Source organism: Cupriavidus sp. 05T313, from assembly GCF_056396665.1.
In genome coordinates this window covers 1-16815 of the sequence record NZ_JBFTLX010000139.1, presented here as the reverse complement: position 1 = coordinate 16815, position 16815 = coordinate 1, and the positions used below count along the sequence as shown (strand labels likewise).

Here is a 16815-nt window from a genome sequence, read left to right as displayed (position 1 = left end):
TTCCTTACTTGTTCGGCGCGGCGGCCGGTGCGGCGGGTAGCGCGGCCAGGCCATCCGTCTGCGTCAGCGACAGGGTGGTGACGTAGCTGGCGATGTCATACGGCTTGCCGTTGCGCTCGCCGGGCGTCTGGTCGACGTGGTGCACTTCCAGCACGTAGGTGCCCTGCCACGGCTGCGCCAGGCGCACGATCCCCCGGTCGTCGGTGCGCAACTCCCGTCCCCAGCCCGACTGTACCGCCACGCCCACCTTGGCCTTCGGCAGCGGCTGGCCGGCGTAGACCACCTGGTACTCGCCGGCGCGGCCGGTCGGCACGATGTCCAGCGCGAGCTTGGGGGYCAGCGCGGCGGTGCTGCCGGCGCCGAGCAAGCGGGCCGCCGGCGTCCAGGCGGTGCGGATTACCTTGTCGCCCTCCTTGCGTTCGCGCACGGGATAGCCGGCATCCTGCGCGACGATGGACTCGCCAGCGCCGGCACGCGCCGACAGGACGAAGCCGTTGGCGGCCTTGTCGGCCTTGAGCGCTTGCTCGCCCCTGGCGGTCACCAGGGTGGCGGTGGGCTGCACGAAGCGGTCAAGCAATCCCGGCGAAACCTCGCGCAGGTTCTCGTTGAACTCGCCGAAATACAGCTGGGCTGTCGCGGGCGTCTGTTCCAGCCAGACCTGATGGGCCTGGGCGGTGCCGGCAAGCGCGGCGCTGCAAAGGAGAGCGGAGGTAATGAGGCGATGCATTGGCTATGCGTCCTTTCAAGGTAAGGCGGTGCGTGGCGGCGCCGAGTTGCGCATGGTGCCCGGAAAGCGCCTTGCGAAAGACGCATATGATAATCGTTCTCATTTGAATTGTGTGGATTTTGGAATAGGGCGACGGATTGCCCGGGTTGGATGCGATACCGGGCGGCGGCGCTCCGGAGGCCGGTTTGCAGCGTCTGGAAGGGGGCCGGAGTGGGGCTTTTGGCTTGTTGGAAGTATGCTGATCTGGAGGGTTGCGGGGCTGGAGTCCGCGCTCGGCTATCATGTGCGAGCTTCAGGATGACCGGTGTGCGGCCAGCATCGCATCCTCGACCATTTTCCCGCCCCCATTACCCGCATCTATTGTGTCTTCCGCCATGCCTTCTTCAGTTCCCGCCGACGTCAGAAAAGTCGCTGCCATTGTCTGGATTCGCGTCCAGATAGAGCGGCTCGGCATCTCCATGGACGAACTTGACGCGGCAGGTTGTTTCGACGGGGTGGTGGCTCCGGCCCCGGCCGCCGCGCCCGTCCCGGCCACGGTGGTGGCGGAGCCGGTGCTGCCGCCGGCGCTCTTGCCTGCCGGCCCCGTGACGGCACCGCCGGCGGTAGCGCCGAAGCCATCGCGCAGAGTGGCAGCCCACAAACGCGGGCCGGCCCGGGATCCCGCGCCAGTACAAACGCAGCCGGCAGCCGCGCCGGCGGCTATCGCCGCCGCAACGCCCGTGCCCGCGCCTGATTCAACGTCGGTGGCGATGGCGGTGGCAGATTCGGTGACGCCGCCTGTTTCCGCTTCGGCGCTGGCAACTGCCCCGGCAGCGGTGCAGTTGCCATTGCCGTTGCCGTTGCCGGCGCGGGTGACGATGTCCGTGCCCGCGTCGAAAGCGGGAACAATCGTGAAACGGGCGCCAGTTGCGGCTCCGGCTCCGGCATCTGCTCCGGCAACATCGGCACGCGCGATGCCGGCACCGGCGCCGGCCATTGCGGCTTCACAGACGCCTGCGGCCGCCCCCGCGCGCCGCTATCGCAACGCCGAGGGACAGGTCTGGGATGGCGAAGGCCCCATGCCGGCCTGGCTGCTGCGCGCGGTGAACGCGGGCCAGTCGGTGGAGCACTTCCGGGTGAGTTGACGGCAGCGGCTGGTTGCCGCCGCCGTTGTTCAGGCCTGCGGGTTGAGCAGGGTGCGGCAGCGGATAAACGCCGGTTCCGCGTCCAGCGCGGCAATCAGTTCCGGCGATGGGACCTTGTCCAGATCGGTCACCACATAGCCCATCTGCCCACTGGTTTGCAGATGCTGTGCCACGATGTTGACCCCGTCGCGCGCCAGCAGCGTGTTGAGCGCGGCAAGCGCGCCCGGCGCATTGCCGTGCACGTTGAGCAGCCGTGCCGGCGACGTCAGGGGGCCGGGGCTGACCTCGGGGAAATTCACCGCGCCGACGGTGTCGCCGGTCCGCAGGAAGGCGATCAGCTTGGTGGCGACTTCGGTGCCGATATTCTCCTGCGCCTCTTCGGTGCTGCCGCCGATATGCGGCGTCAGGATCGCGTTGGGCACGCCTTGCAGCGGGCTGGTGAAGCGGTCCGCGTTGGTCTTGGGCTCCTCGGGGAACACGTCGATCGCGAGGCCGGCGATGTGGTTCGCGTCGCACGCCGCGCGCAGCGCGTCGATGTCCACCACCGTGCCGCGCGAGGCATTGATCAGGATAGCGCCACGCCGGAACTGGCCGAGCACCTCCGCATCGATCATCTTCCTGGTCTGCGCGGTGGCCGGCACATGCAGCGTCACGATGTCGGCATGCGATACCGCATCCGCCAGCGAGCGCGCCGCGCGCGCCGAACCGAGCGACAGCCTGGCCTGCACATCGTAGTACACGACGCGCATGCCCATGGCTTCGGCCAGCACGCCAACCTGCGAGCCGATATTGCCGTAGCCGATGATGGCGATGGTCTTGCCGCGTGCCTCGAACGATCCGGTGGCGCCCTTTGCCCACTTGCCGGCATGCGCCAGGGTGTTCTTCTCCGGAACGCGGCGCAGCAGCAGGATTGCTTCGGCGATCACCAGTTCGGCCACCGAGCGCGTATTGGAGAACGGTGCGTTGAACACCGGCATGCCGGCGCGGGCCGCGGCGTCCAGGTCTACCTGCGAGGTGCCGATGCAGAAGCAGCCGATCGCGATGAGGTGCCTGGCAGCCTCGATTTCAGCGGCGCCCAGGTGCGTGGCCGAGCGGATGCCCAGGATCTGGTGGCCTTCGGGAGCGCGATGGAGTTCGTCGCCGGCGAGAGCGCCGGCGCGGCGTTCCACTGTGACTTGTGCTTCCTTGAAGCGCTCGACGGCGGTGTCATGGATATTTTCAAGCAGTAGTGCGGAGGTCATGGCGATTGGGTGATGACGGCGATGGCGCGGCGTGGGTGCAGCGAGGGTGCGATGAAGCGCAAGCCCGTGCCGCGGCGGCTCCGGGCTGAAAACCTGCGCAAGTGGCGGCGCGCAGGCATGCGCAATGCGAAACGTACGCCGACATGGTAACGCACGCAGCGCAAGCCAGCCGAACACCCACATTGCCGCCAATGCCAATCCGGCAGCAGGCGGCGTGGCCCACGCCCGGCTATTTCGTGTATGAGAAGTAAAAGGGGCTTGAGGCGGAGCGCATGACGAAGCGCCCGTTGGCCTCGGTCACGCCATAGCACGCCTGCATTGCGCTGAACTTCGGGTTGGCCAGGTCCAGGCAGACCTGGTTCGCTTGTACATCGACGCGATAACGGCCCGGCGACGAGCTTCGGCTGAGGGCATTGGTGACGTCGAGGCTGCCACTTTCCCGGACTTGCATCCGGAGCGTGGCGCCGGAGGGCGCGATGACGTCGACCCGGCCGAGGTGCGCAAAGTGGCTCGCCAGCTCGGCGCCGGTCAGTGGCCTGCCCTGCGGGCCGGCAACGGGGCGTGGCGGGGACGCCGCCGTGGTCGCGGGGACAGCCATCGCAACCATCTCGTTCCGGGAGGACTGCTGCGCCTGGGCGGAACGCGCCGGCACCTCGGCGATCCACTGCGCGGGAATGGCGAAGTTGAGATTTTGCGCGTCGGTCCGCATCAGGTAGGTGATGCCGACGAGTTGGCCTTGCGCATTGAACAGCCCGCCGCCGCTGGAGCCGGGCGAGATCGGCGCGGTGGTCTGGAGGCGGACGATGCGGTCTCGTTCATCCTTGTTCAGGGAGGAGAGCAGGCCATCGCTGAGCGTCAGTTCATAGCCGCGCGGCGCGCCGATGGCATAGACCTTCTGCCCGACCTTGAGCGCGGACAACGGCGCGATCTTCACGGCCGGGGCGGTCAGGCCCTTGGCACGCAGGATACAGAGATCCCGCTCGGCATCGGCATGCAGCAGGCTGGCAGCATGCGTGATCTTCTCGCGCCGTATGCTGACGGACCTGCCACCCTTGAGCACATGGCAGTTGGTGACCAGTTCCTCGGGCCCGATCACGACCGAGCTGCCCATGCCGAAGCGCACGCCTTGCGCGTCGTAGACGGAAACCACCCAGATGCTTGGCGATTCCCGTTCATAAAGTTCGGCTGAATCCAGCGCCAGGCAATCCAGGGAGATGCCAAGCGCGCCAAAAGCCAAACACGAAATAGCGAGGTTTCCCGCAATCCTTGCCGCCCGACCCATGATGTTTAATGTACCGATCCGGTGGCCTTGCTGATGCTGCGCAAGTCGCTCGACATGCAAGGGCAGAGCGCGGCAGCCCTGCTGCAATCGGTGCCGCAAGTCGGCGTCCCCGCCAGCAATCCTCCTCATCTTGGCCAGAATATCGACATCAAGGTGTGATATGAGGGGGCCGCGCCCCGGTCGGCACTGATCAGGCGCGGTCCGTCGCGCCGATCGCTCCGTTCCCGGCGCGATCGGCGGCGTGGCCCTGTCCGGCGGAGGGTTCGCCGTTGCCGCTGTYGGCTTGCGGCGCCAGCGCGAACACCAGGCGTACGGTCGTGCCATCCGGCGCTGAGCGTAGATCCAGCATTGCCCCGATGGTCTCGGCACGCCGGCGCATATTACCCAGTCCCTTCCCAGGCGTGGCCGCCTCCGGCGCGAAGCCGCGCCCATTGTCGTGGATCTCGATGACCAGCACGTGCTGGCGGGCATCCTTGTACGCGCAAACGCGTACGACGCTGCCGCCGGAATGCCGCATGGCATTGGAGAAGACCTCCAGCAGCAGGTAGTGGAGTTCCCGTACCCGCTGCGGCGTCAGGCCGTCCAGCGTTGGCAGGCGCTCCACCTGCCAGTCCACCCGCAGTCCCGCTGCTTCCAGGCGCGGACCAAGCCGGTAGCGCAGGTTGCCGAGTACGGTCGCGAGATCGCCACCGGTGTCCTGCAGCGCGTCGACGGACAGTTTCAGTGCGTCGAGCGCATGTTGCAGCTGTTGTTCCAGCATTTGCGCGCTGGCGCGGCCCGAGCGCAGCATCGACAGGATGCCAACCAGCTGGCTGCCGAGCCCGTCATGGATGTCGCGCATGATCCTGCCGCGTTCTTCCAGGGCGGCCTGCTCCCGCTCCATCTCGCGTGAATGGCGGTACAGGTCATACAGCTCCTGTTCCTTGCGGGAGACCGCACTGTCCAGTCTGCGGTTCAGCGCGGCCAGCCCGCGCGTGGCGCGCGTATAGCGGTCGACCAGCAGCCAACCCATCGTCAGGCTGAATATCAGCGACACGTAGCGGGTGACCGAGGAATCCCAGTAGTAGTCGCCGATCCACCAGACATGAAGCAGGTCCAGCATCGAGACAAGCAGGGTCAGGCCAAGGGCGGCGGCAATCGCCACGCGTTCGCGCTCCGGGCGCGTCACGGCGGCGCGGAGCAGCATGGCAACGATCGACAGCGCCATCACGACATTGACGATGACATTGGCCAGCACCATGGCGCGGGTGCTGTGCGCTGCCACCATCAGCGCGATCAGCGGGATCTTGATGGCCAGGTAGAGTTGCAGCATCCGCCGCAGCCAGCCCGTCTCCAGGCCTGTCACCAGGATGGCGAACCTGGCGGTCGCGTACATGAAGACCGCGCGCCCGGCCAGCACCGCGGCGAGCCAGGCGTCGCGCGCGCCGGCATCGTCGGCAATGAAATACTCCACCAGCCCGAAAGACCACCCGAGCTCGGAAATGGCATATAGGCCGAACAGGGGGTCGCGCTGCCGCCACCACACCAGCGCCGACAGGCAAGCCAGCAGCACGCTGACCGCGGCGATGACCACGGGTCCCATGACCTTGAACCAGAGCGCTCGCTCGTAGTGCGCCTCCAATAGCGCTGGCGGGCCGAACTCCACCCGCGACAGGCCCCCGCGCGAACTGGCGCTGGCGGCGATGGTGACAAGCAGTTCGTTCTCCGGGCGCAGCAGGTCTGCCGGCACCGGGATCAGCAACGGATGCTGCCCGGCATAGGGAACCGGGGCCGACAGGCTGCCCGCATGGGCGAGCAGGCTGCCGTTGAGCCGTACCTCGTAGCTGTTGGCGGCACGTTCCAGATAGAGCGCTGCCATGCCCTGCCGGCCGGGCAGGTCGGGGAAGCGCAGGCTGAAACGGGCGCCGCCGCTCTCGCCGGGACGGGAGCGGTCCCAGTAATAGGGCAGGGGGACTGTGGCCGGTGTACCGTCTCCGGCGCCAATGGTGGCCCGGTCGATGATTTGTAGCTGGGAACTGGGGAGTGGCGCGGCGCGGATGGGCCACGGCAGGGCTGGCAATATCAGCAGCAACGCTATCCATGCTGCGCGCCACAGCGAGAACCGCATCTTGCCGGGCAGGCGCGCGGGACAATCCGTGCCGGCGCTCGCCTCGTCGATGTGGCTGCGATCCGGTTCCGCCCGATGCGGGGCATCCTTGGCCGGCATGAGGGTTGCCACTTTTCGAGGGCTCAGTGGTTAAAGTGACTGGTCAAGGGATATTCCTAGCCCTTGATCTTCTTCACATCATTGGCGCGCAGCAGAAGGTCAAGCGTCGCTTCGAGCCGGATGACGCGCTCTGTCAGGCCCTCGATCCTTGTCTGCTGTTCCTTCACCGTGCCGGCCAGCGAGACAACCTTTTCGTTCATCTTGATGACGGTCGTGAGCGCGTCCCACACTTTGTCTGTCACACCCATTACGCCTTCCCTTTCGACATCGCGGCGATACGCTTGTTGGACTCAGCGACGAATGACAATGCATCGTCCAGCGCTTCATTCGCCTCCTTGGTGGAAATGTTGACGCGCTCAAGCAGGGCGTTGATGTCTTCCTCATCGTTCGCGGGCGTAAAGCCTTGCGCGGCTTGCCGCATCAGCTCACTCACGTTGAGGCCAAGCCGCTTGGCGGTATTTGCGATTGCGCGCTTCTGGCTCGCCGTAACCTGTACGACAATCCGTTCAGTTGCAGTGGCCATTCCGGACTCCAATGTACATGCACATGGTATGTACATGGTAGGAGTCGGGTATATACGTGTCAAGTTCGTTTTGTGATTAAAAAGGCGCTTATGGAAATGGCCCATCGCGCGCAGCCACGCGCGGGGCGGGCCCGGTTTCACCCCGCCACGGGCTCCGCTTTCTGGCGTTCCGCCGCCGGCGTGGCCGCGGCTGGCAAAGCCGCCGCTCCGTTAACCAGCCCGGCCCCGCGCCGGAAGCGTCCCGTGTGGGGCGCCTCGGCATGGCCGCCCATCACCTCCAGGCGCAGCAGCACGATGGGAACCGGTGCCAACGCGCGTTCCAGCGCAACCAGGAGTTGCGCGGCCCGCTGCTGCGGCATGCGTACCTCGAAGCTCAGCATGGACTTGCACGGTGGCAGGCCGAGCGGAAATTGCCGCTCGTTGAGCGGGTACTGGCCGCAGTCGCTGACGGCACAGCGCATCGCCTGGCGTGCATCGGGCACATCGTCCAGCCGCGCGATCACGCTCAGGCGATACAGGCGCCACCGCTGGAATGGGGCATGGTTGGCTGCTTTCATGTTTTTCTCCTGTTACGCATGGCATTGGGCAATGCCGGTGCCATGCGTGGCGTTCGTGCTGCCGGTGTCATCAAAGGGCCGGCCTCAGGCCGGTGGAGAGTTGCAGTTCCACGGTGGCCGCCGCCAGGTCCGCCTGGGCCTGGAGGTAGTCGAGGTAGGTTTCGTCCGCGGCGCGCTGCGCATCGAGCAGCTCCAGCAGCGACGCCGAGCCGTGGCGATAGGACTGGCGCATGCCTTCGAGCACCCGGTCGGCATCGGAAATCACCGACTCGCGATAGCGTTGCAGGTTTTCCCGCGCTGCCTGGAACGTGGTGAAGGCGTTGCGCACGTCGACCTCGGTTTTCAGTTCCGCCTCGCGCAAGCCCAGCATGGCCTGTGTGACCTCCGACTCGGCCTGGATCAGCTCGCCGCGCTGCAGCCGCGACAAGGGCAGGGGAATCGACACCGATACGCCGACCATGCGCGAGCGTGGCGTGCCGTCGCCGGTGGGCTCGCCTTCCTCGTTCATGCCGGCGCGCACGCCGGGGGTCAGGGTCAGGCTGAAGCCAATGCTGGGATCCACCCAGCGATTGGCGCGCGCCACCCCCGCGTTGTCGCGGGCATGATCCAGCGTGGCGCGGGCGATGCGGACCTCGTCACGCGCTTCCATCGCCCGGGCAATCAGCGCCCCGGTGTCGGTGCCGGGGTCGTACGCCTGGAATTCACATGCCAGCGGCGCGTTGCCGAAGGCCTCGGCCACGCGCACGCCGAGTTGGATCGACAGCTTCTGCAAGGCGGCCTGCGCCGCGGCGCGGGCGGATTTCACTTCGACGCCGAAGCGGTCGCGTTCCACGCGCGACTGCGATAGCTCCAGTCCGCCGATGTCGCCGGCCTTGCGGCGGATCTCATTGGCGCGCACCACATTGGCCAGCGCGGCCAGCGTCGATTCCTGCCGGACCAGGGCTTCGCGGCTGCGGCAGGCCTCGACGAAGGCCGTGGCGGAATCCGCGTAGAGCGCGTGCTTGAAGCCCTGCAGGTTGGCCTCGGTCAGGCGCAGGTTGCTCCTGGCGGCACGGATGCGCGCGCTGCGCTTGCCGCCCAGTTCGATCGGGATCTCAACTTCGAATTCATGGGTGCGCGGCGGCTTGGCCGACACCGCACTGCTTGTCTCGATGTCGCCACGGCCGTACTTGAGCACCGGATCCGGGCGCACGCCGRCGATCGAGATCCCGGCCTCGGCGCTGCGGATGGTTTCCTGCTGCGCCGACAGGCCGATGTTCTGGCGCTCCACCGCGTCGAGATAGGTGGCGAAGCGTACCGGCGCACTGGCCGCCGCCGCAGCGGTGGCGGTGGTGTCCTGCGCCCAGGATGCGGATGCCGCCAGCACCAGTGTGGCGAGCAGGGTGTTGCGCAGGGCGGGGGCAGCTTGCAGGTTCTTGTGGATCTTGTTCTTGATTTGCATTGGGTTCTCCTCAGGCCTGGCCCGCGGCGCTGGCCGCCGGTGCGTTGCCTTCGGCATCGGTTTCCAAATCCCCGGAACGTTGGGCCGCGCGCTCGGCGCGTGCTTCCACCAGGTAGTAAAGGGCAGGCAGCAACAGCAGGGTCAGCAAGGTGGCCGTAAAGAGACCACCCACGACCACGGTTGCCAGCGGGCGCTGCACGTCGCTGCCGAGCCCGACCGCCAGCATCGCGGGCGTCAGCCCGATGGCGGCGACGGTGGCGGTCATCAGCACCGGCCGCATGCGGCTCGCCGCGCCTTCGATCACCGCTTGCCGCAGACCCATGCCGTCCTGCGCGCGCAGCCGGTTGATCTGCGCGATCATCAGCACGCCGTTGAGCACCGCCACGCCAAAGAGGGCGATAAACCCGACCGCGCTGGACACATTCAGCGTCATGCCGCGCAGATGCAGCGCCGCGAGTCCGCCGATGGTGGCCAGCGGCACCGCCAGCAGTACCAGCGCCGGCTGGCGCAGGTTGCGGAACTCGGCGAACAGCAGCACGAACATCAGCGCCAGCGTCATTGGCAGGATGATGGCCAGCCGCGCCTGCGCACGTTCCAGGTTCTCGAACTGGCCGCCCCATTCGATCTGGTTGCGCTTGTGGTCATAGGACACGGCGCGTTCGATGGCGGGCTGCGCCTCCTTCAGGAAGCTGGACAGGTCGCGGTCGCGCACATTCAGGCGCACGATGATGTGGCGGCGCGCCATTTCGCGCACGATCACGCTTTCGCCGGAGACGGTGGTGATGCGCGCGACTTCCGCCAGCGGCACCTTGGCGCCGTTGGCCGCCGTCAGCATCAGGCCGCCGATGTTATCCGCGCTGGAGCGCACCACCGCCGGGAAACGCACCGTCATGTCGTAGCTCTTTTCGCCCACATAGAGCTGGCCGACCGGCGAGCCGCCAATGCCGGTGGAGATCAGCTCGGCCACGTCGGCCGCGTTGATGCCGTGGCGCGCGGCGGCGGCGCGGTCCAGGTCGATCTTCAGGTTGGGCAGCGGCGGTTCCACGTCGATCGCCACGTCGGCCGCGCCGGGCACGCCGCGCAGCGAGGTGGCGACTTCACCGGCAATGCGGCGCACGTCGCGAAGGTCGTCGCCGAACACCTTGACCACCAGGTCGCTATGGGCGCCGGAGAGCTTGTCCTGCACACCATCGATCATCGGCTGCATGAAGCCGACCGTGTAGCCCGGCATCTGCGCGTAGCGCGCCGCCAGCTTGTCGATCAGTTGCTGCTTGGTCATGCCGGAGGCCCAGGTCTTGTACGGATGCAGGCCGACGCTGGCTTCGATATGCGAGGGCGTCCAGTAGTCGGTGCCGTCGTCGTTGCGGCCCGTCTGCGTCACCATGTAGGACACTTCCGGGAACTCTCGCGTGACCCGGCGCAGTTCGCTGGCCATCGCGGAGGCGCGCTCCAGGGTGATGCCAGGCGGCATCTGCACCTGCAGCCACAGGGAGCCTTCGTCCAGGTAGGGCAGGAAATCGCGGCCGATGCTGGCGCCAAGCGCCAGCACGCAGGCCAGGGCCACGGCGCAGCTCGCGGCCACCCAGCGCACCCGGCCGATGCCGCGTTCCAGCGCGGCGCGGTAGCGCATCGCCAGCCATTCCAGCACGGGATTGTGGAAGATGCGGCGCGGCTTGCGCATGGCGATCCACGCCAGCCCGGGCACCAGCGCAAGGGCCACGATCAACGCGCCGATCAGCGCCGCGCCAACCGCGAAGGCCATGGGCGAGAACAGCTTGTACTCGATGCGCTCGAAGGAGAACAAGGGCAGGTAGGCCGCCACGATCACCAGCATGCCGAAGAACATGGGCCGCGCCACCTGCAAGGTGGCATCGATGGCGTCGCGCGGCGTCAGCACGCGGTCTTTTTCCTGTTCGCGCCGGCGCAGGATGTTCTCCACCAGCACCACGGCCCCGTCCACCAGGATGCCGAAGTCGATCGCGCCCAGGCTCAGCAGGTTGGCCGGAATGCGCAGGTGATACATGAAGACAAAGGCGATCAGCAGCGACAGCGGGATCGTCAGCGCCACGATCAGCGCGGCGCGGGGGCTGCCGAGGAACAGCAGCAGCACCACGCCGACCAGCAGCATGCCTTCCGTGAGCGTGAAGCCCACGGTGCGCATGGTGGCGTCGATCAGCGAGGTGCGGTCGAGATAGGCTACGACCTTCACGTCCTTGGGCAGCAGGTTGTCGTTGAGGTCGCGCACGGCTTCGTGCACGCCTTCAAGCGCTTGCGAGGCGTTGAAATCCTTGAGCAGCAGGGTGATGCCGGAGATCGTGTCGGGGTTGTCGTCCTTGCCCAGGATGCCGCGCCGCTCCACATTGCCATAGCGCAGCGTGCCGAGGTCCTTGACCAGCACGGGCGTGCCGCCCTTGCTCGTGACCACCACGTTGCCCATGTCGTCGAGCGAGCGCAGCAGGCCCACGCCGCGCACCACGTAGGATTGCTCGCCGCGGTCGATGACGCTGCCGCCGGCGTTGACGTTGTTGGCGTTGAGCGCATCGGTCACCTGCGCCAGCGTCAGGTTGTACTGGGTCAGCCGCGCGGGGTCGAGTTCCAGCATGAACTGCGTGGTGAGCCCGCCGAAGTTGGTCACGTCGACCACGCCGCGGACTTTCTTCAGGCGCGGTATCACGGTCCAGGCCTGCAGCTCCGACAGTTCGCGCAGGTCGCGCGTGTCGGACTCCAGCGTGTAGCGGTAGAACTCGCCCGTTGGCGAGGTGTAGGGGTCTAGCCCGGGTTTGGCGTCATAAGGCAGGTCCACCTCGTTCAGGCGTTCCTGCAAACGCTGGCGCGCCCAGTAGCCGTCCGTGCCGTCCTCGAACACCACGGTGATCAGCGACAGCGCAAACAGGCTGCGGGTGCGCAGCACATGCATGCCGGGCGTGGCCAGCAGCGCGCGCTCCAGCGGGATGGTGATCTGTTGCTCGATTTCCTCCGCGCCCAGGCCTGGCACCTGGGTAACGATCTGCGACGTGACGTCGGCGATGTCCGGATAGGCCTCGACGGGCAGTTGTTTCCAGCTATAGGCGCCATACAGCGCCACCAGCGCGAAGACCAGCCAGACGATGGCACGCCGGTCGAAACATAGGGTAACGAGGCGGTCAATCATGGAGGAGGACTCCGTTCTTCACGACGATGCGCTCGCCCGCCTTGAGCCCGGCGAGGATCTCGACTTGCCCGTCGGCATGCGCGCCCGTGGTGACCACGCGCGGCTCGAAGCGGAAGGGCGCCTTTTCCACCAGCACGCGGGTGTAGAGCCCGCTTTGCAGCAGTGCCGCCGGCGGCACCAGCAGCGCCGGATGCTTTTCGCCCGCGAAGATCACCTTGGCGAACAGGCCGGGGCGATAGCGTCCGTCCTTGTTGTCGACCGCCACGCGGACCTTGACGGTGCGGGTGTCGGGGTCGAGGATCTCGCCGATGTAGCGGACCTGGCCGGTCACGGGCCTGCCGGGGTAGGCATTGAGCAGGATTTCGGCGGGCTGGCCGACGAAAATCGAAGCGATATCTTTCTCGGACACGCTGGCCGCGAGATAGACGGTGGACAGGTCGGCCACGGTCATGACCGGTGCGCCGGTGTCGTTCCAGAAGCCGCCCTGCGCGCCCTCGAGTTCGATGACGCGGCCCGCCAGCGGCGCCGTCATGGTGTATTGGCGATGCGACGGCGCGGTGCCGGCGGCGCCAAGTTGCGCGAGATGGGCCGCCGTGGTCTCGGCGTCGCTGCTTGCCTGCGAGTAGGCAAGCTGGGCTTGCTCGTAGTCCTTGCGCGCCACGATCTCCGCCTCGAACAGCGTGCGCTGGCGATCCAGGTTCAGCTTCGCTTCGAGCAAGGCGGCGCGCGCCTTGCCGGCCTCACCCTGGGCCGCGCTCAGTTCGGCGGAATCCAGCGTAAAGAGAGGATCGCCCTTGCGCACGACATCGCCCAGCGCGGCGTGCAGCCGGACGATGCGCCCGGCCAGCGGCGGTACGATCTTGACCAGCTTGGCGGCGTCGGCCTCGATCGAGCCGGGCACCTCGATGGGACGCTCCAGCACCTGCTCGACAATGGTCTGCACCTGCAGCTGGGTGCGCAGCGGTGATGCCTCGGGCACCGTGATGAAGTTGCCCTCGCGCACCGGTTCGGTACTCTGCCTGGGCGTGTTGGCATGCGCGCCGAACAGGCTGTTGGCATCGCAGCCGGCCAGTACGATGCAGGCCGCGCAGGCGGCGGCGAGCGCAAGGCCTGGCGGCCGGCGCAGGAGCAAGCGTTGGCGAGTGGTGGGCGTTTGCATTGGTTTTCTCCTCGGGTGGGCGCCGCCGCCAGGGCAAGCGCGCCGCTTGTTGCCGGTGCTTCGTCGCCGGGATCGCATCAAGGCGGGATCCGCGGACGACAGGAATCGACAGGCGTGACGCATCCCCGGCGCTACGGGAGGGCAAGTCCGCGCAGGTAGCCGGTGATGGGCGAAATCGCCCGTGTTGCTTACGGGTGGGTGGCAGCGCGGAAGGAAGGGGTGGATCCCGCGCGCGGGCAGTCAGGATGCCGCGTCACGCAAAGGGAGCCTGGCGGATCCGGGTGGTGGGTTTCGCGGTTCCGGCAGGGAGCAGGAAGCGGAATCAGGCCAACGGGATCGCGCCATGCCTTCGGCGCCGCCTGCTAGAAGGGTCGGGGTCCATGTTCTTCCTCCGGCAATCGGTTTGGATCGGTGGATCGGGGGCTCAGGCCGCGGCGAGCGCGCGCTCGGGCTGCGGAACGGTTTCCCAGCGCACCGCGCGGACCAGCGGTTCCAGGCCCAGTCGTTGCACCAGGCTGACCATGCCGGGCCTGCCGCCGGGCTGGCAGTGCACCAGCACGCGCATCTCGATCAGTTCGCGCCGCTCGCATTGCCGCATGCGCAGGCGTTGCAGCGAGAGCTCGCGCGACGCCAGTTCACGGCGAATCTGCTGCTCCAGGCCCGCGCCATAGTCGTCCTTGCAAAGCAGTACCACCTGGAACAGCTGGGCGGTTGCGCCGCGGCTTGCCTGGGGGGTACGGCGGTTGGTGGTCTGGGGGAGCATCCAGTTGAACAAACGCATATCCAGCTCCTTTCTATCTCCTTGGGGTTATTCGAGCGCGCCGGCCGGAATGGCCCAGCGCACGAGGGAAACACTCTTCTCCATGCTGATGCGRCTGACGATCTGCTCCAGCTTGCCTTCATTGCCGGGCGCGGCCAGCACATCGGCGCGGACTTCGATGTGCCCGCCAGCGGCGGTGTCCTCGCTGTGCAGGGACTGCAACAGCAAGGCCGGCATTTCCGTCAGCGCATGCAACAGCAAGCCGCGCACACGGATTTCTTCCTGCGCGGTGCAGACCGTGGTGATGCGGTAGACCATCTCCACTTCGGGGGTGATGGACGTGCCGCCGCGGTTGATGCGCTGGCCCAGCATGCGCAGGCCGAAATTGGCGCAAAGGATGCAGGCGGTGCCGATCGCGGCCTCCGCGGCGTGGCCAAGGCCGGCGAGCACGCCCACGGCGGCGGAGCACCACAGCGTGGCGGCGGTATTCAGGCCGCGCACGTTCAGGCCGTCGCGCATGATCACGCCGGCACCGAGAAAGCCGATGCCGGAAACGACCTGCGCGGCAATGCGCGCATGGCCTTGAGGATCGAAGGTAAAGGCGGAAACCGATACGAACAAGGCCGCGCCGGCGGCTACCAGCGCGTTGGTGCGCAGCCCCGCCATACGCTGGCGCAACTGCCGTTCGGTACCGATACACGCGCCCAGCGCGAGCGCTTCAAGCAAGCGCAGGGCGAATTCGTGCCACACCATAAGAACTCCCGTAACAATCAGGAAGATCCGGTGAGTCTTGTCAATGACACGGGCAAACGCGGGCAGCGGCAAGCTGCAACGCATGCGGGGTCAGAAGAGTGAAGCCGTATTCAAGAAGAGAGGCGGGACAGGACGTCCGGCCTCGATAGCACCATGCCGCAAGCGGGGCACGGTCGCTGAGGGTACCGTGCTCCGGTCAGGCGGAGGTGCCGATCCTGGATCGACTACTGTCGTCGGAACAAGTGCTCACTGGGCAAGCCCTGGAATTAATAACCCGCGTACTGTAGCGGCGCGAATTGAATGGGTCAAGCGAAAGTCGACGATTACACGCGATTGACGGAGGTTGATGGGTGAAAGAACGTTACTTGTCCAAATATCAATCGGACATGTACGAAAATGCACTGGAAAATTGAAAAAAATGGCGATGCTGGTGCTTGCGTAGCCGTGGCAGGCTCCAACTCCAACTCCGGCGCGGCCGACGCGGGACTATTTTTCTCCGCGACCGGTGGGCCGGAAGTGTCCACGGCAGAGTCGAGCATCGTGAGCAGGTCGGCGATGGTATCCGCTGGGGCGGCCAAGGGTACCTACTCAAGGGGAACGCTACGTCCGCGCACAAACCGCTCAATCTGCGACGCGGTTTTGTCGGGCGCAGCATCGCTTCGAAACCGGGCGCATGACAACGCCATGAACTTTGGAAATCGCTCTCGTATCCGTCGCTCCTCGCGTGCTCTGTCACCAGGTAGATACGGTCTCGAAAGTTGCCGTTGCACGATGATCTCGACACACGGCTCTAGCTCGAATGCTGGCAGCAGCAAGGAGGTCAGTGCATCAGCTTCGATGGAGCAACGAAGATCCTGATACTCATGGCCAACGTTCTCGGGGTACGTCAGAAAACCCGAGGAATTGGTTGCTGTCATGACGCGACTTTCAAAAATAAGGTGGCAAAAAAGCCGCCTACCGCAACGACCGACAGTGCAGAGGCAAAGATCTGCAGGCCGTAGATGAGCGCAGCACTGGCCTGTGTTCGATCGTCATCCCACGCCTTATTCAACAATCCACTGAGCGTGCAGGCCAGGAAAAAGCTGTACGCGGCCGCAGAGAAGGGCGCCAGGGTATAGACCGCAGCGGCCGCAAACAGTCTTTCCAACGCCACCGTGAGCGCAATGATCGATACGCCCCCAACGCAGGTCGAGAGGTGGGCAATGCGCCAAAGCTCAGTTCTTTTGGCATCTCCGCTGCGCTTCGTTAGCCCGTGGGGGATGCCCAGCATCGTCCCCGCGCAAAACAACAGGACGCCCAGGAGCAGGTAGAGGCCGCCTGCGGGGGTGAAGACCGTGGTATTCACCATCTAGCCGCCGGAAACTTGCGCGGCGCGTAGAACACCGCGACAGCGAGCCGCGCCGCCAGGCTGGATGAAATAGCATCAAGCAGTCTAAATAAGAGGCGAAATAGTCTGAGTTGCATTCAAAATGCTCCGATTAAATGTAGTGCATGACCTGTGAATGAAAACTTTGATTCGCCATCTGATGCTTTCTGTCGCCCAGGCAAGCGAACAAGCCACATGCAAGGAGAGGGAGGTCACTGTCCACAAGGACGTTCCCGAATTCCGGACATTGGTCTAGTGCTCTATCGATCTAGAGGAATTCAGGCCAGACAACCCCACGCCGAGCCCTTTGAGAAAGACTTCCTTGCGCGCCAAGAAATCCAAGATTTCTCTCGCTAGTCCTTATTAGAACAAGGACGAATGCCGGGCGAAATTACTCTACCTTCTCGGTAAAATCCATCTAATTAATCCTACTTTTCGTCACAATAATTTTAATTCTGAAATAAAATTCCTTTACATCAAGGGCCGCTACCGTTCGCACTTGGCCAAAATGGCCCCGCCATGTAC

Annotated in this window: 16 protein-coding genes; 2 read left to right on the top strand and 14 right to left on the bottom strand. The window is 65.8% G+C overall.

Going from position 1 to position 16815, the window contains the following annotated elements; translation table 11 throughout:
• Positions 1 to 4: 4 nt before the first annotated feature.
• Entirely contained in the window at positions 5 to 727 is a 723-nt protein-coding gene (locus tag AC1DKD_RS25950) for a DUF4198 domain-containing protein (RefSeq protein ID WP_477143866.1), read from the bottom strand.
• Between the two features lie 292 nt (positions 728 to 1019).
• Positions 1020 to 1703 (bottom strand): hypothetical protein, encoded by a 684-nt coding sequence (locus tag AC1DKD_RS25945; protein ID WP_441626780.1) that lies wholly within the window; start codon positions 1701 to 1703, stop codon positions 1020 to 1022.
• On the opposite strand from AC1DKD_RS25945, the gene AC1DKD_RS25940 reads away from it, so the two are divergent.
• Positions 1585 to 1851: an H-NS family nucleoid-associated regulatory protein gene (locus AC1DKD_RS25940; RefSeq protein WP_441626778.1), complete on the top strand. Its 267-nt coding sequence runs from the start codon at positions 1585 to 1587 to the stop codon at positions 1849 to 1851. The two genes, AC1DKD_RS25945 and AC1DKD_RS25940, sit on opposite strands and share 119 nt — an antisense overlap.
• 29 nt (positions 1852 to 1880) lie before the next feature.
• Here AC1DKD_RS25940 and serA read toward each other — a convergent pair whose 3' ends face one another.
• Complete coding sequence (gene serA, locus AC1DKD_RS25935; RefSeq protein ID WP_441626676.1) at positions 1881 to 3092, bottom strand: phosphoglycerate dehydrogenase; 1212 nt, start codon at positions 3090 to 3092, stop codon at positions 1881 to 1883.
• 229 nt (positions 3093 to 3321) lie between these two features.
• On the bottom strand, positions 3322 to 4242 hold the full coding sequence (locus tag AC1DKD_RS25930) for a S1C family serine protease (RefSeq protein ID WP_477143865.1): 921 nt from the start codon (positions 4240 to 4242) through the stop codon (positions 3322 to 3324).
• Between the two features lie 153 nt (positions 4243 to 4395).
• On the opposite strand from AC1DKD_RS25930, the gene AC1DKD_RS25925 reads away from it, so the two are divergent.
• Positions 4396 to 4533, top strand: a complete 138-nt coding sequence (locus tag AC1DKD_RS25925; RefSeq protein ID WP_477143864.1) for a YjfB family protein — start codon at positions 4396 to 4398, stop codon at positions 4531 to 4533.
• Positions 4534 to 4564: 31 nt separating this feature from the next.
• Here AC1DKD_RS25925 and AC1DKD_RS25920 read toward each other — a convergent pair whose 3' ends face one another.
• The 10 genes from AC1DKD_RS25920 to AC1DKD_RS25875 all read right to left on the bottom strand — a co-directional run bounded on the left by AC1DKD_RS25920 (position 4565) and on the right by AC1DKD_RS25875 (position 16272).
• Positions 4565 to 6580, bottom strand: a complete 2016-nt coding sequence (locus AC1DKD_RS25920) for a sensor histidine kinase (protein WP_477143863.1) — start codon at positions 6578 to 6580, stop codon at positions 4565 to 4567.
• Between the two features lie 56 nt (positions 6581 to 6636).
• Positions 6637 to 6828: a hypothetical protein gene (locus tag AC1DKD_RS25915; protein ID WP_477102949.1), complete on the bottom strand. Its 192-nt coding sequence runs from the start codon at positions 6826 to 6828 to the stop codon at positions 6637 to 6639.
• Positions 6828 to 7103 (bottom strand): plasmid mobilization protein, encoded by a 276-nt coding sequence (locus tag AC1DKD_RS25910; protein WP_045237533.1) that lies wholly within the window; start codon positions 7101 to 7103, stop codon positions 6828 to 6830. Before AC1DKD_RS25910 ends, AC1DKD_RS25915 begins: the two co-directional genes overlap by 1 nt.
• Positions 7104 to 7240: 137 nt before the next feature.
• A complete protein-coding gene (locus AC1DKD_RS25905; protein ID WP_441626665.1) occupies positions 7241 to 7660 on the bottom strand; it encodes a hypothetical protein in 420 nt (139 codons plus the stop codon).
• Positions 7661 to 7730: 70 nt separating this feature from the next.
• Positions 7731 to 9101: a TolC family protein gene (locus AC1DKD_RS25900; protein WP_477143862.1), complete on the bottom strand. Its 1371-nt coding sequence runs from the start codon at positions 9099 to 9101 to the stop codon at positions 7731 to 7733.
• A gap of 10 nt (positions 9102 to 9111) precedes the next feature.
• Entirely contained in the window at positions 9112 to 12252 is a 3141-nt protein-coding gene (locus tag AC1DKD_RS25895) for an efflux RND transporter permease subunit (RefSeq protein ID WP_441626659.1), read from the bottom strand.
• On the bottom strand, positions 12245 to 13411 hold the full coding sequence (locus tag AC1DKD_RS25890; RefSeq protein WP_441626657.1) for an efflux RND transporter periplasmic adaptor subunit: 1167 nt from the start codon (positions 13409 to 13411) through the stop codon (positions 12245 to 12247). The genes AC1DKD_RS25895 and AC1DKD_RS25890 overlap by 8 nt, the downstream gene beginning before the upstream one ends.
• Before the next feature lie 424 nt (positions 13412 to 13835).
• Positions 13836 to 14192: a hypothetical protein gene (locus AC1DKD_RS25885; RefSeq protein WP_441626655.1), complete on the bottom strand. Its 357-nt coding sequence runs from the start codon at positions 14190 to 14192 to the stop codon at positions 13836 to 13838.
• Between the two features lie 27 nt (positions 14193 to 14219).
• Positions 14220 to 14921, bottom strand: coding sequence for an MgtC/SapB family protein (locus AC1DKD_RS25880; RefSeq protein WP_441626776.1), 702 nt, complete (start codon positions 14919 to 14921; stop codon positions 14220 to 14222).
• A gap of 916 nt (positions 14922 to 15837) precedes the next feature.
• A complete protein-coding gene (locus AC1DKD_RS25875) occupies positions 15838 to 16272 on the bottom strand; it encodes a hypothetical protein (protein ID WP_441626653.1) in 435 nt (144 codons plus the stop codon).
• Positions 16273 to 16815: the final 543 nt, after the last annotated feature.